This window comes from Streptomyces sp. NPDC029956, from assembly GCF_055574655.1.
The window spans coordinates 77,739-97,678 of sequence record NZ_JBVHZJ010000012.1; the positions used below are offsets into that span (position 1 = coordinate 77,739).

At 71.4% G+C, this 19,940-nt stretch carries 15 protein-coding genes and 1 riboswitch; of the genes, 12 read left to right on the forward strand and 3 right to left on the reverse strand.

Annotated features, from left to right (window positions below):
- Positions 1–168: 168 nt before the first annotated feature.
- The 11 genes from ACZ4XX_RS12355 to ACZ4XX_RS12405 all read left to right on the forward strand — a co-directional run bounded on the left by ACZ4XX_RS12355 (position 169) and on the right by ACZ4XX_RS12405 (position 14,094).
- On the forward strand, positions 169–1,254 hold the full coding sequence (locus ACZ4XX_RS12355; protein ID WP_468507865.1) for an LLM class flavin-dependent oxidoreductase: 1,086 nt from the start codon (positions 169–171) through the stop codon (positions 1,252–1,254).
- Positions 1,251–1,865, forward strand: coding sequence for an FMN reductase (locus ACZ4XX_RS12360; protein ID WP_468507866.1), 615 nt, complete (start codon positions 1,251–1,253; stop codon positions 1,863–1,865). The genes ACZ4XX_RS12355 and ACZ4XX_RS12360 overlap by 4 nt, the downstream gene beginning before the upstream one ends.
- Positions 1,866–1,925: 60 nt before the next feature.
- Positions 1,926–4,790, forward strand: coding sequence for a helix-turn-helix transcriptional regulator (locus tag ACZ4XX_RS12365; RefSeq protein WP_468507867.1), 2,865 nt, complete (start codon positions 1,926–1,928; stop codon positions 4,788–4,790).
- Between the two features lie 137 nt (positions 4,791–4,927).
- Positions 4,928–6,175 (forward strand): PucR family transcriptional regulator, encoded by a 1,248-nt coding sequence (locus ACZ4XX_RS12370; RefSeq protein ID WP_468507868.1) that lies wholly within the window; start codon positions 4,928–4,930, stop codon positions 6,173–6,175.
- A 138-nt stretch (positions 6,176–6,313) separates the two neighbouring features.
- Positions 6,314–7,165: an alpha/beta fold hydrolase gene (locus tag ACZ4XX_RS12375; RefSeq protein WP_468507869.1), complete on the forward strand. Its 852-nt coding sequence runs from the start codon at positions 6,314–6,316 to the stop codon at positions 7,163–7,165.
- Between the two features lie 149 nt (positions 7,166–7,314).
- Positions 7,315–8,115 carry a helix-turn-helix domain-containing protein gene (locus ACZ4XX_RS12380; RefSeq protein ID WP_468507870.1) on the forward strand — a complete coding sequence of 267 codons (801 nt, stop codon included), beginning with the start codon at positions 7,315–7,317 and terminating at the stop codon, positions 8,113–8,115.
- Between the two features lie 168 nt (positions 8,116–8,283).
- Positions 8,284–8,997 (forward strand): alpha/beta fold hydrolase, encoded by a 714-nt coding sequence (locus tag ACZ4XX_RS12385; protein WP_468507871.1) that lies wholly within the window; start codon positions 8,284–8,286, stop codon positions 8,995–8,997.
- An 834-nt stretch (positions 8,998–9,831) separates the two neighbouring features.
- A complete protein-coding gene (locus tag ACZ4XX_RS12390; RefSeq protein WP_468507872.1) occupies positions 9,832–10,587 on the forward strand; it encodes a (5-formylfuran-3-yl)methyl phosphate synthase in 756 nt (251 codons plus the stop codon).
- Between the two features lie 8 nt (positions 10,588–10,595).
- Entirely contained in the window at positions 10,596–11,999 is a 1,404-nt protein-coding gene (locus tag ACZ4XX_RS12395) for an aldehyde dehydrogenase family protein (protein ID WP_468507873.1), read from the forward strand.
- Positions 12,000–12,001: 2 nt separating this feature from the next.
- On the forward strand, positions 12,002–13,108 hold the full coding sequence (locus ACZ4XX_RS12400; protein WP_468507958.1) for an NAD(P)-dependent alcohol dehydrogenase: 1,107 nt from the start codon (positions 12,002–12,004) through the stop codon (positions 13,106–13,108).
- 80 nt (positions 13,109–13,188) lie between these two features.
- Positions 13,189–14,094: a class I SAM-dependent methyltransferase gene (locus ACZ4XX_RS12405; protein ID WP_468507874.1), complete on the forward strand. Its 906-nt coding sequence runs from the start codon at positions 13,189–13,191 to the stop codon at positions 14,092–14,094.
- A 261-nt stretch (positions 14,095–14,355) separates the two neighbouring features.
- Here ACZ4XX_RS12405 and ACZ4XX_RS12410 read toward each other — a convergent pair whose 3' ends face one another.
- From ACZ4XX_RS12410 to ACZ4XX_RS12420, 3 genes are all read right to left on the reverse strand, one after another.
- A complete protein-coding gene (locus ACZ4XX_RS12410; RefSeq protein ID WP_468507875.1) occupies positions 14,356–14,889 on the reverse strand; it encodes an EF-hand domain-containing protein in 534 nt (177 codons plus the stop codon).
- 552 nt (positions 14,890–15,441) lie between these two features.
- Positions 15,442–16,965, reverse strand: coding sequence for an acetaldehyde dehydrogenase ExaC (gene exaC / locus ACZ4XX_RS12415; protein WP_468507876.1), 1,524 nt, complete (start codon positions 16,963–16,965; stop codon positions 15,442–15,444).
- Positions 16,966–17,009: 44 nt separating this feature from the next.
- Positions 17,010–18,350 carry a GAF domain-containing protein gene (locus ACZ4XX_RS12420; RefSeq protein ID WP_468507959.1) on the reverse strand — a complete coding sequence of 447 codons (1,341 nt, stop codon included), beginning with the start codon at positions 18,348–18,350 and terminating at the stop codon, positions 17,010–17,012.
- Between the two features lie 91 nt (positions 18,351–18,441).
- Positions 18,442–18,550: riboswitch (ZMP/ZTP riboswitch) on the forward strand.
- Between the two features lie 28 nt (positions 18,551–18,578).
- On the opposite strand from ACZ4XX_RS12420, the gene ACZ4XX_RS12425 reads away from it, so the two are divergent.
- Positions 18,579–19,433 carry a bifunctional 5,10-methylenetetrahydrofolate dehydrogenase/5,10-methenyltetrahydrofolate cyclohydrolase gene (locus ACZ4XX_RS12425; protein ID WP_468507877.1) on the forward strand — a complete coding sequence of 285 codons (855 nt, stop codon included), beginning with the start codon at positions 18,579–18,581 and terminating at the stop codon, positions 19,431–19,433.
- The last annotated feature ends 507 nt before the right edge of the window (positions 19,434–19,940 follow it).

Sequence of the window (19,940 nt, forward strand, 5' to 3'; positions counted from 1 at the left end):
GGGGTTTGTGGGGACCCAAAACGGAGGGGGCAACACCCCCCTTTCTCTCCTCTCGGGGGGGTTCCCCCCCCCCCTTCCCCCCCCCGGTCACCCCCCCCCCCCCCCCCCCCCCCCCGGCCCCCGGTTCCCGGCGCGGGAACCGGACGAGCTCAGGAGAGCAGACACCCCATGCAGTTCGGCATATTCACCGTCGGGGACGTGACCCCCGACCCCACCAACGGCCGTACTCCGTCGGAACACGAGCGCATCAAGGCGATGGTCGCCATCGCCCTCAAGGCCGAGGAAGTCGGCCTGGACGTCTTCGCGACAGGCGAGCACCACAACCCGCCGTTCGTCCCGTCGTCGCCGACGACCATGCTCGGCTACATCGCCGCCCGCACCGAGAAGCTGATCCTCTCCACGTCCACGACGCTGATCACCACCAACGACCCGGTGAAGATCGCCGAGGACTACGCGATGCTCCAGCACCTGGCCGACGGCCGGGTCGACCTCATGCTGGGGCGCGGCAACACCGGCCCGGTCTACCCGTGGTTCGGACAGGACATCCGCCAGGGCATCAACCTCGCCAAGGAGAACTACACGCTGCTGCGCCGACTGTGGCGCGAGGACGTCGTGGACTGGGAGGGCACGTTCCGTACGCCGCTCCAGGCCTTCACCTCGACACCCCGGCCCCTGGACGGCGTCCCGCCCTTCGTCTGGCACGGATCCATCAGATCCCCCGAGATCGCGGAGCAGGCCGCCTTCTACGGCGACGGCTTCTTCCACAACAACATCTTCTGGCCGGCCGACCACACCAGGCGCATGGTCCAGCTCTACCGGCGCCGGTACGCCCACCACGGCCACGGCCGGCCGGAGGACGCCGTCGTGGGCCTCGGCGGGCAGGTCTTCATGCGGAAGAACTCCCAGGACGCCGTGCGGGAGTTCCGTCCCTACTTCGACAACGCGCCGGTGTACGGCCACGGCCCGTCGCTCGAGGACTTCACCGAGCAGACCCCGCTGACGGTGGGCTCTCCCCAGCAGGTCATCGACCGGACCCTGTCGTTCCGGGAGACCGTCGGCGACTACCAGCGCCAGCTGTTCCTGATGGACCACGCGGGCCTCCCCCTGAAGACCGTCCTTGAACAACTGGACATCCTCGGGGAAGAGGTCGTGCCCGTCCTGCGGAGGGAGTTCGCGAAGGGACGTCCGGCCGACGTGCCGGAGGCCCCCACGCACGCGTCCCCTCGAGCCGTCCGGGAGGTGTCCGCCGCATGAGACTGATCGTCGTCTCCGCCGGGCTGAGCACCCCCTCCTCCACCCGCCTGCTCGCGGACCGGCTGGCCGAGGCGGCCCGCGACGAACTCGCCGCCCGGGGACAGGCGCCGTCGACCGAGGTCGTGGAGCTGCGGGAACTGGCCGGCGACATCGCCAACCATCTCGTGACAGGCTTTCCGCCGCCGCGACTGAGCGCCGCGATCGACGCAGTCACGGCGGCTGACGGCCTGATCGTGGTGACTCCCGTGTTCGCGGCTTCCTACAGCGGTCTCTTCAAGTCCTTCTTCGACGTGATCGATCCGGACGCCCTCTCCGGGAAGCCGGTCCTGATCGCGGCCACGGGCGGTACCGCCCGCCACTCCCTGGTCCTGGAGCACGCCGTGCGCCCGCTCTTCGCCTACCTTCGCGCCGTCGTCGTCCCCACCGCCCTGTTCGCGGCCTCCGAGGACTGGGGCTCGGGGGGAGACGAGTACACCGACGGCCTTCCCGGCCGCGTCCGCCGGGCGGGCGTCGAGCTCGCCGCGCTCATGGCGGCGCGCCCGGTCGGTGAAGAGCCCGAGGACGACATCACCGTCCTCGAACGGCAACTCGCCGACCTGCGCTTCGACTGAGACGGGCCCCCGGACCGGGCGACGGCGGGGTGGTTCGTATGGTTCATACTGTTCCGCCGTATGAGCATGAACCGAGTGACGACAAGGACCGTGCCCGAGGAACCCGAGGGTGTACGGACGCCCCTCCGCGGCAGGGACGCCGAACTGGCGTTCATCGAGGCGCGGCTCGACGCGCTCGACCGGGGCGAAGGCGGGATCATCCGCGTCGAAGGCCCCGTCGGCATCGGTAGGTCCAGGATCCTCGCGGAGGCCGCGGCAGCCGCGAGGCTGCGCGGGACGAGGGTGTTCGAGGGAGCGGCGGACCCCGACGAACAGTTCGTGCCGCTCGGCCCGCTCCTCGACGGTCTGCTCTCCGGCGAGGAACCGCTGTCGGGCGCCGTCCGCCTCAGGGACCTTGCCACGACACCCGGCCAGCGCTTCTGGCTGCTCCAGGAACTGGGGGACCGCCTGCGGGAGACGGCTCGAAACGGACCGCTGCTCGTCGTCCTCGACGATCTCCAGTGGTGCGACGACCTGACCCTTCTCACCTTCAACACCCTCGCGGCCGGACTCTCGTCGCACGCCATCCTGTGGCTGGTCGCCGTGCGCGGCGGCAGCGTGCCGTCGGGAGTGCGAACGACCCTGGACAGGATCCGGCAGGCAGGCGCACACGAGCTGGTGCTGGGAGCGCTGGACGACCAGGCCACCACACGGATCACCGAGGACGTCCTCGGCGCCGCTCCCGACCCGGACGTCCTCCGCGTCGCCCGCCGCGCCGACGGAGTCCCGCAGCTGCTGGTCGCGCTGCTCGGCTCGCTGCGGGAGGCAGTGACGATCGAGAACGGCACGGCCGGACTGCCGGCCGGACCCCCCGCCCCACGGGAACTCCCCTCTGTCGTGCGCCGCCTCGACCAGCTGTCCGACGAGGCACGGGCGCTGGTGCAGACGGCGGCCGCCGTGGGCGGCCCGGTCACCGTCGCGCTGCTGGCCGAACTGCTCGGCAGGTCCTCGGCGGCGCTCATCGCAGCGGTACGGGAATCCCTCGACGCTGATCTGCTCATCGAAAGCGGCGATCACCTCGCCTTCCGCCACGACCTGGTCCGTGAGGCGGTGGAAGCCGGCCTCCCCCTGCCCCTGCGTCAGGCACTGCGTGGTCAAGCCGCCGAGCTGCTGCCGGGGAGCGCGGCCTCCGCTGTCGAGCATCCCGGGCCGTGGGCCGGTAGAGCGCCGGCAGATGCGGCGGAGGCCGGGAGGGGAGACGCGGCGGAGGCCGACCGGCTGCGCACTACTGCGGCGGAACTCGCGGCCACGGCTCCCGGACCCGCTGCGGAACGCAGCCTCAAGGCCCTGGAACTCACCTCGGCGGACGCTCCGGAGCGGCCGCGGGTCCTCGCCGAGACGATCCCGCTGCTCTGGCAGACGGGCCGGGCCGCCCAGGCGCGTGAACTGGGAGCCACCGCCCTGGCGGCCGGCGGTCTCGGACCCGAGGACGAGGCGCTCATACGCCTGGCCCTGGCACGCCTCGCCGTACAGTTCGACTTCTCCGAGGCGGTCCGGCAGGCCCGAGCCGGGGCGGCACTGCCCGGGATCTCCCTGACCACGAAGGGGCGACTGCTCGCCATGCTCGCCGTCGGCCTGTCGATGTCGGGCGAACACGCGGCGGCCGAGCAGGTCGCCGCGCAGGCGTGGGACACCGCGGCGGCTGCGGGGGACCGCACCGCCGAGGCCACGCTGACGACGGTCCGCTCGGCCGTGAGTTTCCACCGCATGGACCTGACCGAGGCGTTCCGGCAGGCCGAGAGGGCTGCCGCGCTGGCCGACGCACTGGGCGTCAGCACCTCGCTGTGGGTTCCGGAGGCCTTGTGGCACGCTCTCCTGTCGAACACCACCGGACGCGCCGCGGAGGCGCTCGCCGTCGCGGAGGAGGGCATCCGGATCACCAGGGAGCAGGGCCGGACGGCCGCCACCCGCATGTGGCTCATGACCCGCACCCGCATCTATCTGGAGACCGGACGGCTGTCGGACGCCCGGTCCGACGCGGAAGCCGCGTCCCAGGCGACCGACGAACCCGGCCCGGGCAACCTCGCCGATGTCACGCTCCGGTACGTGATGCTGCGCGTCGCCCTCCACACCGGCGACCGGCAGACCGCGGAGGCGTACGCGGCGCAGGCGAGGCGCATGCGGAGCGACGACGCACCCGTCGTCCGGCACTTCGGCACCTGGATGCTGGCGCTGATGGCCGACTTCGAAGGCCGGCCCGATCGTGCCATGGCCGAACTCGACGAGGTGATGACATCGCCCGCCGCGGACCGGCCGGCCTATGCCGGCTTGGTCGACCCCGCCGACGCCCCGGTCCTCGTCCGCCTGGCGCTGCGTGCCGGCGCGCACGAACGAGCCGCGCAGGCAGTGGCCCTGGCCGAGCGACTGGCCGTGCTCAACCCCGACCTCACGTTCCTGGCCGCCGCCGCCGCGCACGCCCGGGGGCTCCTCGACAACGACCTCGCCCCTCTCGTACACGCCGTCCGGCTGTACGAGGACTGCCCTCGGCCGTTGGCCCGGGCGTCGGCACTGGAGGACGCCGGACGCAAGCTTGCGGCCACTCGCACGTCCGAAGCGGTGCCGTACTTCGACACGGCCCTGGCGCTTTACGCGCGAGCGGGCGCCGAGCGGGACGTCGCACGCGTCCGCCGGCGCCTGCGGGCCGCCGGTGTCCGCCGGCGGCCCTCGACGGCCGGACTCTCCGGGGCATGGCCCGAGCTGACGGCCGCGGAGATACGGGTGGTACGGCTCGTGGCCCAGGGGCTGACCAACCAGCAGGTGGCCGAGCACCTCTCCCTCTCGCCGCACACGGTGAGTTCGCACCTGCGCCGGGCCTTCACCAAGCTGGACATCACCTCGCGCGTGGAGCTGACCCGGCTGGTGAAGCATCGTGACAGCAGAGAGTAGTCACTTCGTATCCCCTGCGGGTGTCATGGCAATGGACGATTCGCGTGATGTGCCGACGTCGTCGCTTCCTCAGAATGATCAAGAGCCGCGGAATGGAGAAGTCCGCGGGGAACCGTTGGTCGAGAGAGGAACAGCGCATGACCGTAAGGCTCCAGCGAGCCCGCCCAGGCAGCCCCGAGCTTCAGGCGCTCGTCGACGAGCTCGCGGAGCGGCTCGGCCGGTCCGTCGCCGTCGACGACCCGCTGGTCCGCATGGTCTGTACGAGCCGGCACTTCGGCGACGAGGACCCGGTCCGCATCGGCACCCTGTTGCAGGGCCGCGCCGACAACGCGACCATCCGCTACGTCCTCGCCCAGGGCGTGACCCAGTGGTCCCGAGCCGGATTCATCGACGGCCGTGACGATCTCGGACTGCTGCCCCGTTATGTCGTGCCCCTGCGCGAGCGCGGGCATCTCCTCGGACTGCTCCTGGTGGTCGTGCCCGAGAAGACGCTCGCAGAGCACGAGACGCGTGCCATCGCCCGGGCCGCGGACGCCATGGCCGCCCAGATGCACGGAGAGCACATCGCCACCGACACCCGGAAGGCCGACGAGCGGGACCTCGTCCTCGAACTCGTCGGCACCGACGTCGCCGCCCGTACCACCGCACGGCGGCGAGGCAAGGAACTCGGACTGCTCGGAGCAGCCGAGCACGTCCTGGTCACCATCGTCCAGCTGAGCTGCGCGACCGAGCTCGTGCGGCAGTCCGAGGCGGCCCTGTGGGGGGCGCTGGAGGGGTTCCGGCAGACGCGTTCGGCCCAGGGCCTCATCGCGATCGGCAAGGAGCGGGCGACACTGCTCCAGCTGCGCGACCGCCCACCCGGCCAGGACGAGGTCACCGCACAGTCCGCTCGCATCCTGGACGAACTCCACACCTTTCTGGGCCCGTCGGCGGACGCCGTGATCGGCGTCGGCGGCCGGCACCCCGGCCTGGACGGCGCACGGACGTCGTACGAGCAGGCGCTCGTGGCGGCACGCGCGGCACGCCGACTGCCCACCCTGAAGAGCGCCGGTGACTGGGAGCTGCTCGGGGAGCTCGCAGTGCTGCTCCAGCTCCCCGAGCACGCCCTGAACGCGTCCTTGGTCCCTAAGCCGCTCCGTACCCTGAGCGACACTCATGGCGGCGACCGCCTGCGGGACACCCTGCGCTGCTTCCTCGAACACGCGGGATCGATTCCCCGGACCGCGGACGCGCTGGGAATCCACCGCACCTCGCTCTACTACCGCCTGCGCCAGATTCAGGAGATCACCGGACTGGACCTCGACGACGGCGCCCACCGGCTCACTCTGCACCTCGGCCTCAGGATCGAGGAACTCCTCGCCCCGGGCGGCGACGGGGCCGTCTGACCACGGACTCGCTTCGACAAAGCGAGGAGGATTCACAGCCCGATTCCTACAGCTCGCGGTGGTGCGGGCGGCGGGCTCCATTCGATGATGTTCGTGACGGGCGGGGACGATGTACCGCCTCTGACCAGGGGAGAGGTCATGAAGGAACTGACTACGACGGACGGCGCACGGCTCGCGTACCAGGACACCGGCGGCGAGGGCGTCCCGCTGGTGATGCTGCACGGCTGGGGGCAGACGCAGGCGATGTTCCGCCACCAGATCGAGGGGTTGGCGCCCGGCCGTCGCGTCGTCACCGTCGACCTCCGCGGTCATGGGAAGTCCGGCAAGCCGCGTCACGGCTACCGCATCGCCCGGCTCTCCCGCGATGTGCTCGAACTCGTCGACCATCTCGGTCTCGACCGTTTCGACGCACTGGGCTGGTCCATGGGTGTCTCGGTGTGGTGGAGCTTCATCGACCAGTACGGGACCGGACGGATCCGGCGCTTCGTCGCCGTCGACCAGCCCGCGGCGGTCGCCGCCGTGCCCTGGATGACCGAGCGGGAACAGCGGGACTCCGGTGCCATCTTCGATGTGTCGGGGCTGTTGTACCTGGGCGCGGCTCTCGCGGGTCCGGAGGGCGACACGGTCCGCGCCGACTTCGTGCGCGGCATGTTCTCCGGCGAGCCCGACCCCGAAGTGCTGGCCTTCGTCGGCGAGGAGATCCGGTCGACACCCGCCTACGCCGGCGTACCGCTGCTGTTCGACCACTGCGCGCAGGACTGGCGCGACGTGCTTCCCCGGATCGATGTGCCGACCCTGGTGATCGGCTGCGAGGGAAGCCATGTGCACCCCGATTCGCAGCGCTTCGTCGCCGAGCGGATTCCCGGCGCACGCCTGCACGTCTTCGCCTCCGACGTGGCGAGCTCGCACTTCCCCTTCCTGGAGAACCCGCCGGCCTTCAATGCCGTGGTGGAGAAGTTCCTGGCCGAGGAGCCGGCGAACGGGGCGTGAATCCGCCCTCCGCCCGCACGCACCTATGGCTAGGAATCCCCATGCCCCTCACACTGATGTCGCGTGCGCCCGAACGGGTGCCCCGGCAAGCGCCCGATCCGACCTCGCCCTCCTCCCGCTCGGGGTGGCTGGTCCAGATGCTTTCCGAGATGCCGGAGACGAACGACCGGACCCACGTCTACCTCGGCGTCCACGTCCGTGGGTCCGTCACCGTCGTCCACGAGCGTGCCAAGACCCAGTTGGAGCCGAACGACTTGGTCTTCTGCGACCCGGCCCGACAGCACCTGCTGCAGTTCGGCGAGGACTGTCAGATGATCTTCTTCCGGGTGCCCCGCTGCTATCTGGGCGTCACGGAGTCGGAACTGAACCAGGTGCTCGGCGTACCCGTACGTGGCGGGGAGGGGATCGGGGCGCTGGCGTCCGACTTCCTGACCGCGCTCGCCGCCAAGGAGGAGTTCCGCCGGTCCACGATCGGGGACCGGCGTGCCCGGACGGCCGTACACCTCCTCTCCGTCCTGGTCATGGAGCTCCTCGAAGCGGACACGACGGACGAGGCCGACAACGCGTCCGGCACCGTCAACGAGATGCTGTCCCGTATCCACGGCTACATCGAGGAACATCTGATGGACCCGGACCTCTCACCGGAGTCGATCGCACGTGCCCACCACATCTCCGTCCGGTACCTGCAGAAGCTCTTCCAGAACGACGGCAGCACGGTGAGCCAATGGGTGCGGCAGCGCCGGCTCGAGTTCTGCCGGCTAGAGCTCGGCCGCTCCCACCGGAGGATCACCATGGCCGCGGTGGCACACCGCTGGGGCTTCAGCAGCCCCTCGCACTTCAGCCGCACGTTCCGCGGGGCCTACGGCATGAGCCCCAGCGAATGGCAGGCGCTGGCGACGTCGGCCTTCGCGCCGACGACTGCCGACGCCCAGGACGAGCGAAGGCGCTGAGCCGCGTGTGCGCCGTCATGACAGCGCGGAGGCGCGCACGTACAAGAGGTGCCACTTCCACGGCTCTACCGTGAGCAAGAGTCGCACGGACCTCCTGCCGGGTCCGGGCCGCCCCCAGACCGTCGTGACGACGCCCCCACGTGGCCCGACACCGAGAAGAGAACTCGCATGACCAACCCCACCGTCGTCCTCGTGCACGGTGCCTTCGCAGACGCGACAGGCTGGATAGGCGTCATCTCGGAACTGCGGAGCAGCGGTATCCCGGTGATCGCTCCGCCGAACCCGCTGCGGGGGCTGACATCGGACGCCGCCTACCTCACCTCCGTCCTCGCGCAGGTCGACGGCCCGGCCGTGCTCGTCGGCCATGCCTATGGCGGTGCGCTGATCACTGTGGCCGGCACCGCGGAGAACGTCGTCGCGCTGGTCTACGTCGCCGCCTACGCGCCCAACGAGGGCGAGAGCCTAGGCCGGCTCCAGGCGAGCTTTCCCGAACCCCCCCTGACGGGCAACCTGAAGGAGTGGACGTACCCGCTCCTCGACGGTGACTCGGCGGTCGAGGTCACCATCGAGGAGACGGCCTTTCCCTCCGTCTTTGCGGCGGACCTGCCCGAGGACGTCGCCGGCGTCCTGGCGACGGCCCAACGCCCGCTCGCCACGGCCGCCTTCACCGAGACCGCGTCCGCGGCGGCGTGGCGGACCAAACCGTCCTGGGCCCTGGTGGCCGGGGCGGACCGCACGATCAGCCCCGAGGTCCAGCGCTTCGGCGCCGCACGGGCCGGAGCCGTCGTCGTCGAACTTCCGGACGCCTCCCACGCCGTCGTCCTCTCCGAGCCCACACAGGTCGCCGACCTGATCAGGGACGCGGTACGGGCGGCGAGCTGACCGGCCGACCTCCGCGACGACAGGAGCGGGACCGGCCGACTCCACCGCCGTCCAGGACCAGCCATGGCCGGCTACGACGCCTGCTGTCGGCACGAAGCTGCGGTGGGATCTCGCTGCGGACGAGGCTGGGCAGGAGGCTCTGCTGGGTCTGGCCCCTGGCAGATTGAGCATGACGGCCTGATCGCCTTCTTCTCGGAAGTCTTCGAAGATCAGTGGAAGCGCGCCGAACCGTGGTTGGGGGGTGCCGACAGCACTCCGCCGGTAGGGACTACCACCCCGATGACTGCCTTCGGGCCCGCACATCGGGACTAGCGGGCGGCCCGTCGTTCGGGTCACGACGTGACCGATCTCCAGCGGCTCGCTGCCGTTGTGGCGGCACCGCGACCGTGGAGTCCTCCCGCAGCTGGTGTGCAACCGTGTCAAGGGGCGAGCCGTCCGTGCGAGCAGCACCAGGCCGCACCCGCGCTTCGCCAGGGCGCGGGCGAAGTGCCGCCCGAGCTCGCGGCCGGCCCCGATGATCACGGCGGCCGCCACGGTCATGTTGCCTGGCGGTAGTGGGGGAGGAGGTCCTCGCGCAGCGAGGCGAAGACGCCGATCGCCGCCCTGGCCCTCCTGGGGCACCAGGAACTGGAGCCCCGAGTTCCCGCGCCCGCAGCGTCACGTTTGTCCCCGGTATGTACGGCGCACTGCACGCCGGCGTGAGCGCCCTATGAATACTCTGCGCGCCCTACCGGTGACCGCAGGTGGTGGAAATGATGAGCGCACCGTACATGAACCAGGTGATCCGCACCCCTGTCCCTCGGCCAGGTGGACATGCGACAGAAGGAGCTCAGGGTGTTGCTTCTCATCTCCCCGGACGGCGTCGAGGAAGCCCTCGACTGCGCGAAGGCGGCGGAGCACCTCGACATCGTCGACGTCAAGAAGCCCGACGAGGGCTCGCTCGGCGCCAACTTCCCCTGGGTCATCAGGGAGATCCGCGACGCGGTACCGGCGGACAAGCCCGTGTCCGCCACCGTGGGTGATGTCCCGTACAAGCCCGGCACGGTGGCGCAGGCCGCACTCGGCGCTGTCGTCTCCGGCGCCACGTACATCAAGGTCGGCCTCTACGGATGCACGACGCCCGATCAGGGCATCGAGGTCATGCGCGCGGTCGTCCGAGCGGTGAAGGATCACCGCCCCGACGCGCTCGTCGTCGCCTCCGGCTACGCCGACGCCCACCGCATCGGCTGCGTCAACCCGCTCGCCGTGCCCGACATCGCCGCCCGCTCCGGTGCCGACGCGGCCATGCTCGACACCGCCATCAAGGACGGGACGCGGCTGTTCGACCACGTTCCTCCAGAGGTCTGTGCCGAGTTCGTACGGCTGGCCCACACCTCCGGTCTGCTCGCGGCTCTCGCGGGCAGTGTCACGCAGGCCGACCTCGGTCCGCTGACCCACATGGGTACGGACATCGTGGGCGTGCGGGGAGCGGTCTGCGAGGGCGGCGACCGCAACGCCGGGCGGATTCAGCCGCATCTGGTGGCCGCCTTCCGGGCGGAGATGGACCGGCATGCCCGGGAGCACACCGTCGGCGTTCCCGCCGTGAACTGACGGCCGGCATGCCGACGCCTGAGGCAGGCATCGTCTCCGGACGCAAGGCCGTACGTTTCCCAGTCGTCGACCCGGCCACCGGGGAGACCTTCGACGAGGCCCCCGACCAGCAGCCGGGCGAGCTGGACGACGTGGTCGCCCGCGCCCAGCGAGCCTGGCACGGCTGGCGCGCCGACCCCGCCGCCCGCACCGCCGCGTTGCGCGGCGCGGCCGACGCCGTGGAGACGGCCGGCGACGACCTCGCCCGGTTGCTCACCCGGGAACAGGGCAAGCCCCTGGCCGAGTCGTACGCGGAGGTCGCCCGTGCCGCGGCACGGCTGCGCTACTTCGCCGGCCTGGCCCCCCGGACCCGCCGGATCGACGACGGCCGGCCCGTACACAGCGAGGTCCGCTGGCGCCCACTCGGACCCGTCGCCGCGATCGTGCCGTGGAACTTTCCCCTCCAGCTCGCGGCGGCGAAGCTGGCGCCCGCGCTCGCGGCGGGCAACACCATGGTCCTCAAACCGTCGCCTTTCACTCCGCTCGCCACCCGGATGCTCGGCTCCGTCCTCGCCGCCGCCCTGCCCGAGGACGTGCTGACCGTCGTCACAGGCCGTGAACCCCTCGGTGCCCGCCTCGCGTCCCACCCGGGCATCCGCCACGTCACCTTCACCGGTTCGGTGCCCACCGGGCGGGCCGTCGCCGGAGCGGCGGCGGCCTCGCTCGCCCGGGTCACCCTGGAGCTGGGCGGCAACGACGCCGCAGTCCTGCTGGACGACGTCGACGTGGACCGGATCGCGGACCGGCTGTTCTGGGCGGCGTTCCGCAACTGCGGGCAGGTCTGCATGGCGGTCAAACGCGTCTACGTCCCGGCCCGGCTCCACGCCGAGGTCGTCGAAGCCCTGGCCCAGCGCGCGAAGACCGTCGCCGTCGGGCCCGGCCTCGACCCCGAAACCCGGCTGGGACCGGTCAACAACGCCCCGCAGCTGGCCCGGGTGGAACAGGTCACGGAGCAGGCCCTGGCGGACGGCGCCCGGGCGGCGTGGGGCGGCCACCGGCTGGACGGGCCGGGATACTTCTTCGCTCCCACGATCCTCACCGACGTCCCGCCCGGCAGTCCGGTGGTGACCGAGGAACAGTTCGGACCGGTTCTGCCAGTGCTGCCGTACCGGAACCTCGACGAAGCCGTCGACGCGGCCAACAGCACCGGCTTCGGTCTTGGCGGCTCCGTATGGGGCACCGATCTCGACCAGGCCGAGGCGGTGGCCGACCGACTCGAATGCGGCACGGCCTGGATCAACCACCATGCCGAACTGTCCCTCGCCCAGCCCTTCGCAGGGGTCAAGGACAGCGGAGTCGGCGTCGCGGGCGGACCGTGGGGGCTCTACGGCAACCTCCGGCCGTTCGTCGTCCACCGCCCGCGGGAGGCGTGACGATGAGGTTCCAGGCGGCCGTACTGCACTCGTACGAGGACCCGTTCACGGTCGAGGAGGTGACCCTGCGGACGGAACCCGCCGCCGGCGAGATCCTGGTCGAGATCGCAGGCACCGGGATGTGCGGGACCGATCTCGCGGTCCGGCGATCCGCCGGCCGCAGCCCCCTGCCGGCCGTCCTGGGCCACGAGGGCGCCGGGGTCGTGGTGCGGACGGGCAGCGGCCCTGACAGCACGATCAACGTGGGTGACCACGTGGTGCTGAGCTTCGACTCCTGCGGACACTGCCGGAACTGCCGCGGCGCTGCCCCCGCCTACTGCGACTCCTTCGCCTCCCTCAACCTCTTCGGAGGACGCGAGGAGGAACCGCCGCGGCTCATGGACACGACCGGGAAAGCGCTGGCCCCCCGTTGGTTCGGCCAGTCCTCGTTCGCCGAGTACGCGCTCGTCCCGGCCCGCAACGCCGTCCGGGTCGACCCCGCACTCCCGATCGAACTGCTCGGGCCCCTCGGATGCGGCTTCCTCACCGGCGCCGGAGCCGTGCTGAACACCTTCGGCGCAGGCCCCGGCGACACCCTGACGGTCCTCGGCGCCGGAGCCGTGGGCCTGGCCGCGGTGATGGCGGCCACCGCCGCCGGCGCACTGACCGTGGCCGTCGACCGGCATCCCCAACGGCTCGCCCTGGCCGAACGCTTCGGCGCGATCCCACTGCCCGCCGGAACTGCCGGACTGCCCGAACGAATCCGACGGCTGACCGACGGCGGCGCACAGTACGCCCTGGACACCACTGCCTCGGCCCCGCTCATCAACAACGCGCTCCAAGCACTGCGCCCCACCGGCAGCCTCGGCCTGGTGGCACGCCTCCACACCGCGCTGCCGCTCGAACCCGGCACGCTCGACCGAGGCCGCAGCATCCGCCACATCTGCGAAGGCGACGCCGTACCCGGACTACTGATACCCCGGCTGACCGGGCTCTGGCAGGCCGGCCGCTTCCCCTTCGACCAGCTGATCCGCACCTACCCGCTGGCCGACATCAACGAGGCCGAACGCGACTGCGACGCCGGCCGCGTGGTCAAACCCGTCCTGCTCCCGGAAAGAACAAGCCGATGAGCGAGGCACGCGGCACCGCGGACCCATCCCATCCGACAAGAAGACACCTCGTACTCCCCACTCCCGCCAACGGAGGAAACATGGCCGGCGCGGCGCCGCAGCAGACAGACGTGGAAGGGGTGGACGGAGGTGTGGGCCTGACCGCCCTCCTGGTCGCCGCGGCACGGGCGATCGAGACCTACCGCCACGACAGCCTGGCCCAGGACGTCTTCGCGGAACACTTCGTGCGCGCCGCCCCGGCATGCACGGACTGGCCGGTCCGCATCGAGCAGGTCCCGGACGGGGACGACAACCCACTGTGGGGTCGGTTCGCCCGCTACTTCGGCCTGCGGACCAGGGTCCTCGACGACTTCCTCCTCCGGTCGGTCCGTGCGATCATCCGCCAAGTCGTCCTGCTGGGCGCCGGGTTGGACACACGCGCCTTCCGGCTGGACTGGCCATCCGACGTGGTGGTCTTCGAGATCGACAGAGCGGGCGTGCTGGCCTTCAAGCAGCAGGTGCTCACGGACCTGTCGGCCGCCCCGAAGGCGAAGCGCGTACCCGTGCCGGTCGACCTGCGCGCGGACTGGGTCACCGCGCTGACCACCGTCGGCTTCGACCCGACCGTGCCGAGCGTCTGGCTGGCCGAGGGCCTCCTTTTCTACCTGCCGAGCACAGCCGAGACGAACCTCGTCGACACGGTGGACAGGCTGACCACCGGAGGCAGTGCTCTGGCCTTCGAGGCCAAGCTGGAGAAGGACCTGCTGGCGTACCGCGACAGCCCGATCTATACGGCGACGCGCGAACAGATCGGCATCGACCTGCTCCACCTCTTCGACACCGGCCCACGACCCGACTCCGCGGGCGACCTGGCGGCCAAGGGCTGGTCCACCTCGATGCACACGCCCTTCGACTTCAGCCGCCGGCACCGACGTGGCCCCCTCCCCGCGCCGAACGACGCGCTGGAGGGAAACCGGTGGGTGTTCGCGCACAAGCCCCGGTCATGACGTCCGCAGCGCTCACGACGACGTCCGCACAGGGCCCGGCATTCCGTACCTGGCCAGGGGCTTCGCCGGGGTCGGGAACGACCGCCCGACAGCAGAGGAGTTGAGAGCGGGGCCCTGCCGCAGGCCCCGCTCGGTGGGACACATCCCGGCGGAGGCGACAGCTCGGTTCCGTCGTAGCGATTGCCGCCCGGGCCCGGGACGGCGAGCGGCGCTCCATGATGACGAGCGCCCGCCTCCCCGGACAGCCGCTGACGGGCCGTGTCAGACGGCCTGGGCAGCCACCAGCTGGTCGCCCGGGATCCCGGCCAGGTCCGGCGCGTAGTAGTCCTCGATGCCAGCGGCCCACGTGGCCACGGTGATGCGGTCCTCGGCATCCGGGCCGAAGGCGTCGAAGAGCGCGTGGATGTTCGCCTTCTCGAAGCCGATCGCCGTCATCAGCGATTCGAAGAGCGGGCGCTCGATCAGGCCGTCCTTGTCGGGGTCACCAAGTGCGGCGAGCGCCTCGGCGAACTCGGTGATCGTCGGACCGAAGCGCTCGGGGTCGAGCACGAACGGACGAAACTCGTCGACCGTGATCACACCGTCGCCGTTGGCGTCCAGTTCAGTGGCCAGCGTCGTCCAGTAGCGGCGGAACGCGGCCCGGATCGCGGCCTTGGCGCCGTCGTCCGATGCGACGGCCGCCTCCAGAACACGGCCCGACATGAGGTCGAAGTCGCCGGAGTCGATGACTCCGTTGCCATTGGCGTCGAAGAGGGAGAAGACCAGCTCGACCCGCTTGGCGGCCTCAGTTCGCATTTCCGTCACCTGTCTTCAGCGGCCCGTCGATCCCGGGCCTGGCGCAATGAGTGCTTCTACGTAACCGTGCTGGGAGAGAGGCGTGACGGTGAGGCGGTCTCCGCTACCGGAAGGAGTGAGTTCCCTGACAATCAGTCCGGGTGGGTCGGACCGGACGCCTGCGATCCGGGCGAGGCCGCCCACCTCTCTTTCCCCCCGCGAGTGTCCGGCTCGACGGGCGGACCGCCGGGTCGGACCGGCGGCAGCCCCACCGCGAAACCCTTTGGCGCAGAGCTGGACGTGCCTCCTCGGCGGCCGGCACGGAGGCAGGGGAGCAGGGCGCCGGTGGCCTGCTCCCCATGACACCCAAGGGAACTTCGCGCAGTGATGCCGATCTCGAGATGTGGCTGTGACCGTGCTTCCGTGATGACTTCGACCTTGCCGGTCGTGGGCGCGGACGCCCGGCCATACGGACTCGAAGCCAGGTGTCACAGGCTTTCCTGCCGGCTACGGGGGGCGACGGCGGCCAGCGTCTGCTGGCGTTTGTGCAGGTCAGGTACCATTCTCTGTTACTCAGAAGAAGCCGAGCTTCTTAGGGGAGTAGCTGACCAGCAGGTTCTTCGTCTGCTGGTAGTGGTCCAGCATCATGCGGTGGGTCTCGCGGCCGATGCCCGACTGCTTGTAGCCGCCGAAGGCGGCGTGGGCCGGATAGGCGTGGTAGCAGTTCGTCCAGACGCGGCCCGCCTGGATGGCGCGGCCCGCGCGGTAGGCCGTGTTCGTGTCGCGGGTCCAGACGCCGGCGCCGAGGCCGTACAGGGTGTCGTTCGCCGTGCTGATGGCGTCGTCGAAGTCCGTGAAGGACGTCACCGCCACCACCGGGCCGAAGATCTCCTCCTGGAAGACCCGCATGCGGTTGTCGCCCTCGAAGATCGTCGGCTGGACGTAGTAGCCGCCCGCCAGATCGCCTCCGTGTTCGACGATCTGGCCACCCGTCAGAATGCGGGCGCCTTCCTTCTGGCCGATCTCCAGGTAGGAGACGATCTTCCTCAGCTGCTCCGCCGAGGCCTGCGCGCCGATCATCGTGTCGGTGTCCAGAGGGTGGCCCGGGACGATCTTCTCCGTGCGGGCGATCGCCGCCTCCAGGAACTCGCCGTAGTGGCCTCGCTGGACCAGTGCGCGCGAGGGGCAGGTGCAGACCTCGCCCTGGTTGAGGGCGAACATCGTGAAGCCCTCGAGAGCCTTGTCGCGGAAGTCGTCGTCCGCCGCCCACACGTCGTCGAAGAAGATGTTCGGCGACTTGCCGCCGAGCTCCAGCGTCACCGGCTTCAGGTTCTCGGAGGCGTACCCCATGATCAGCCGGCCGGTCGAGGTCTCGCCGGTGAAGGCGATCTTGGCGACGCGCGGCGAGGACGCGAGGGGCTTCCCGGCCTCCTCGCCGAAGCCGTTGACGATGTTCAGGACGCCCGGCGGAAGCAGATCCGCGACCAGGCCGAGCCAGAAGTGGATCGAGGCCGGGGTCTGTTCGGCCGGCTTGAGGATCACCGCGTTGCCCGCGGCGAGCGCCGGCGCCAGCTTCCAGACCGCCATCAGGATCGGGAAGTTCCACGGGATGATCTGCGCGACCACCCCCAGCGGCTCGTGGAAGTGGTACGCGACGGTGTCGTCGTCGATCTCGCTCAGCGTGCCCTCCTGGGCCCGCAGCGCCCCCGCGAAGTAGCGGAAGTGGTCGATGGCGAGCGGGATGTCGGCGGCCAGTGTCTCCCGGACCGGTTTGCCGTTGTCCCAGCTCTCCGCGACCGCGAGCGCCTCCAGATTGCTCTCCATCCGGTCCGCGATCCGCAGCAGGACGGCCGCGCGGTCGGCCGGCGCCGTCCGCCCCCACGCCGGGGCCGCCGCGTGCGCCGCGTCGAGGGCGCGTTCCACGTCCTCCGCGGTGCCGCGCGCGACCTCCGTGAAGGGGCGGCCGTCGACCGGGCTGGGGTTCTCGAAGTAGCCGCCGAGCGCCGGAGCGACGTACGCGCCGCCGATCCAGTGGTCGTAACGTGCCTCGAACGAGATGAGTGCGCCCTCGGTACCGGGTGCGGCGTAACGGGTCATGGGCCTGGCCTCCCTGGGACGCGCCGGCCGTCCCTGACCGGCGCTCACCGGCGAGTGTGCGGCCCCGGACGTTGCAAGACCGTTGCACCGGCGGACAGTTCCGCCTCCAGTGAGTCGAGGCGCGCGCGTACGGGCGGGAGTCGAGGCGCCGGAACCGCCGCGCACAACGCACGCCAGACCACCAGGTCGTCCTCGCCCCAGCTGCTGTACGCCCAGTCCGCGAGCAGCCCGGGATCACCCCGGTCGACCAGCGCCGCCCGCAGTCGGCCCGTGAGCCGCTCCCTCAGCCGTACGACCCCTGGGGCGAGCGAGGCCGGCAGGAGCGGGCCCGCGTACTCCCCGGCCGCCGCCGCGACGGCCCCCGAGGCGAGCCGCCGGTCCACCGCCTCGAAGTCCGCGTCCACCCCGCACGCCAGCCGGTACGGGCGCGAGCGCAGCGCGTCCGGCCCCAGCAGGGACCGGAGCCGCGACAGCTCCGCCCGCAGGGTCACCGGCGTGACGGACTCGTCCTCGTAGAGCAGGGTGAGGAGCTCATCGCCGCCGATTCCCTCCGGGCGGTGCGCGAGCAGGACCAGGATCTCGCTGTGCCGGCGGCTCAACCGGACCCGCCGGCCGCCGAGCGACAGCAACGCCTCGTCGCGGCCGAGCGCCGCGAGGCTCACCCTGCCCGTCTCCGGTGCGGGCCCGAGCAGCGCGAGCTGCGACTCCGCCGCCCGCGCCACGGCCTGGACGAACCCGAGACTGTGCGGATGCGCGAGCCGCCTCCCGCCCGTGATGTCGACCGCGCCGAGCATCCGCCCGCTGCGCGGGTCGTGCACGGGGGCGGCGGCGCAGGTCCAGGCCCGCACCGGGTGCCGGAAGTGCTCGGCGGCGACCACCTGGACCGGCCGGTCGACCGCGAGGGCGGTGCCCGGCGCGTTCGTCCCGGCCGCCGCCTCCGACCAGCGTGCACCGGCCACGAAGTTCATCCTCCGCGCCTTGCGCAGCGTGGTCGCGTGGCCCTCGACCCACAGCATCCGGCCGGCCGCGTCGCACACCGCGAGGAGATGCTCCCCGTCCGTCGCGTATGCCCCCATCAGTTCACGGATCACCGGCATCGCCTGCGCCAGCGGATGGCCGTCCCGGACGTCGGCGAGTTCGTCCTCGTCCAGCTCCACCCGGGCCGCTCCGTCCGGACTCACGCGCGCGCGTGCGGAACGGCGCCACGACGCGGCGACCAGCGGCCGGACCTGCCGGGAGCCGGCGGCCTCGGCAAGGACGTCGGGCGCCGGCCTCGTCTCCCCGCCGCCGCGGGCCGTCCCGTCCGCCTTCTTCGTCCGTCCGGCCACCCACGCTTCGCTCAACTCGGCCTCCTCGTCGAGGTCGTCCCGGCCCGTCGCGCTCATCGTGATGCGCGACGGCGCGGTCGACAAGCGCCTGGGCGCCGCTCCCGCGCACCCTGTCCGGGACCGGCCCCCGAACGCTCACGTACAGTAGGGCTCGGGCCGTGACTGGCGCTTGAGGTGGATCACCACCGGGGAGCGGCCCGGCGGGGGCGTGCTCGAACGGCGCGACCGTACCGATGCCGTGCGCCTGGGCGAACCACCTGTCTGAGACGACGCCCAGGAGTTGCCATGTCCACCAGCACCGCCACGCTCATGGACGGTACGGCCCTCGCCCGCCGCACGGTCGAGGAGACCGCCGCCCGCGCCGCAGAGATCACCCGTCGCACCGGAGTCACGCCGTGTCTCGCGACCGTCCTGGTGGGTGCGGACCCGGCCTCGGTCACGTACGTGAAGATGAAGCAGAACCGCTGCGCGAAGGCCGGAATCCGCTCCAAGCACGTCGAGCTGCCCGCCACCACGACGACCGAGGAACTCGTCGCGGCCATCACGGCCCTCTCCGAGGATCCCGAGGTCCACGGCATCCTCCTCCAGCACCCCGTCGGCCCGCACATCGACGAGCGTGCCGCCTTCGAGGCCATCGCCCCGGAGAAGGACGTCGACGGCGTCACCATGGCCTCCTTCGCCGCCATGGGCTTCGGCCTGCCGGGCTTCGTCTCCTGCACGCCCGGCGGCATCATGCGCCTCCTCGACGCGTACGACGTGGACATCCGCGGCAAGCGCGCCGTCGTCGTCGGCCGCAGCGCGATCCTCGGCAAGCCGGCCGGACTCCTCCTCCTCGGCCGCGATGCCACCGTCACCTACTGCCACTCCCGCACCGAGGACCTCTCCTCCGTGGTCCGCGAGGCCGACATCCTCGTGGCCGCCGTCGGCAAGCCGAACTTCATCAAGGGCGCGGACATCAAGCCCGGCGCCGTCGTCATCGACGCCGGCTACAACCCGGGCAACGTCGGCGACGTCGACTTCGCCTCGGCCGCCGAGCGCGCCTCCCTCATCACCCCCGTTCCGGGTGGCGTCGGCCCCATGACCATCGCCGTGCTCCTCGCCCAGACCGTCGAGGGCGCGGAGCGCCAGCTCGGCCTGTAGGACCGGTTCGTGACGGGGCGGCGGACGGGGCGGCGGGCGGGATCGCGGTCGGCGATGGTCACGTTTCTGTACAGGCCGCTCCCCGCGCCCCTAAAAAGGTGGCCGCGGAGCCGCCGACCGGCGAATCTTGACCTTGTGCCCCACCCGTCCCACGCCACCCCGTCGCCGGACCGCCGACCGGGCGTACACGACTCGCCCGATGAGCCCAGATCGTTTGAAACATCGGATATGTCTGATGTGTCGAATGTGGCCATCGAGGCGGCCCATGCGGCAGCCGGCCCGCTCGTCCCGTCCTCCGTCTCCGGCGCGTCCGGCGTGTCCGACTCGCTCGGCGAGCCGGGGCCGCGGCACGTCTCCGGTACGAGCCCGGTGAGCTGCTCTGTCCCGGCCGCACGGCCTGGCTTCGATTCCGGTTCCGATTCCGGTTCTGATTCCGGTTCCGACTCCGGGTGGTCGCCCCGCATCGCCCGGCTCGGCGCGCCCCGGCCCGGGCCGGCCGCCCGGGGT

What these genes read in the sequence shown, in the direction of transcription:
- ACZ4XX_RS12410 (WP_468507875.1), bottom strand. Translation starts at nt 14,889, where the DNA reads ATGCGAACTGAGGCCGCCAAGCGGGTCGAGCTGGTCTTCTCCCTCTTC.
- ACZ4XX_RS12400 (WP_468507958.1), top strand. Translation starts at nt 12,002, where the DNA reads ATGAGGTTCCAGGCGGCCGTACTGCACTCGTACGAGGACCCGTTCACG.
- ACZ4XX_RS12355 (WP_468507865.1), top strand. Translation starts at nt 169, where the DNA reads ATGCAGTTCGGCATATTCACCGTCGGGGACGTGACCCCCGACCCCACC.
- ACZ4XX_RS12405 (WP_468507874.1), top strand. Translation starts at nt 13,189, where the DNA reads ATGGCCGGCGCGGCGCCGCAGCAGACAGACGTGGAAGGGGTGGACGGA.
- exaC (WP_468507876.1), bottom strand. Translation starts at nt 16,965, where the DNA reads ATGACCCGTTACGCCGCACCCGGTACCGAGGGCGCACTCATCTCGTTC.
- ACZ4XX_RS12360 (WP_468507866.1), top strand. Translation starts at nt 1,251, where the DNA reads ATGAGACTGATCGTCGTCTCCGCCGGGCTGAGCACCCCCTCCTCCACC.
- ACZ4XX_RS12380 (WP_468507870.1), top strand. Translation starts at nt 7,315, where the DNA reads ATGCCGGAGACGAACGACCGGACCCACGTCTACCTCGGCGTCCACGTC.
- ACZ4XX_RS12395 (WP_468507873.1), top strand. Translation starts at nt 10,596, where the DNA reads ATGCCGACGCCTGAGGCAGGCATCGTCTCCGGACGCAAGGCCGTACGT.
- ACZ4XX_RS12425 (WP_468507877.1), top strand. Translation starts at nt 18,579, where the DNA reads ATGTCCACCAGCACCGCCACGCTCATGGACGGTACGGCCCTCGCCCGC.
- ACZ4XX_RS12370 (WP_468507868.1), top strand. Translation starts at nt 4,928, where the DNA reads ATGACCGTAAGGCTCCAGCGAGCCCGCCCAGGCAGCCCCGAGCTTCAG.
- ACZ4XX_RS12365 (WP_468507867.1), top strand. Translation starts at nt 1,926, where the DNA reads ATGAGCATGAACCGAGTGACGACAAGGACCGTGCCCGAGGAACCCGAG.
- ACZ4XX_RS12385 (WP_468507871.1), top strand. Translation starts at nt 8,284, where the DNA reads ATGACCAACCCCACCGTCGTCCTCGTGCACGGTGCCTTCGCAGACGCG.
- ACZ4XX_RS12420 (WP_468507959.1), bottom strand. Translation starts at nt 18,350, where the DNA reads ATGAGCGCGACGGGCCGGGACGACCTCGACGAGGAGGCCGAGTTGAGC.
- ACZ4XX_RS12375 (WP_468507869.1), top strand. Translation starts at nt 6,314, where the DNA reads ATGAAGGAACTGACTACGACGGACGGCGCACGGCTCGCGTACCAGGAC.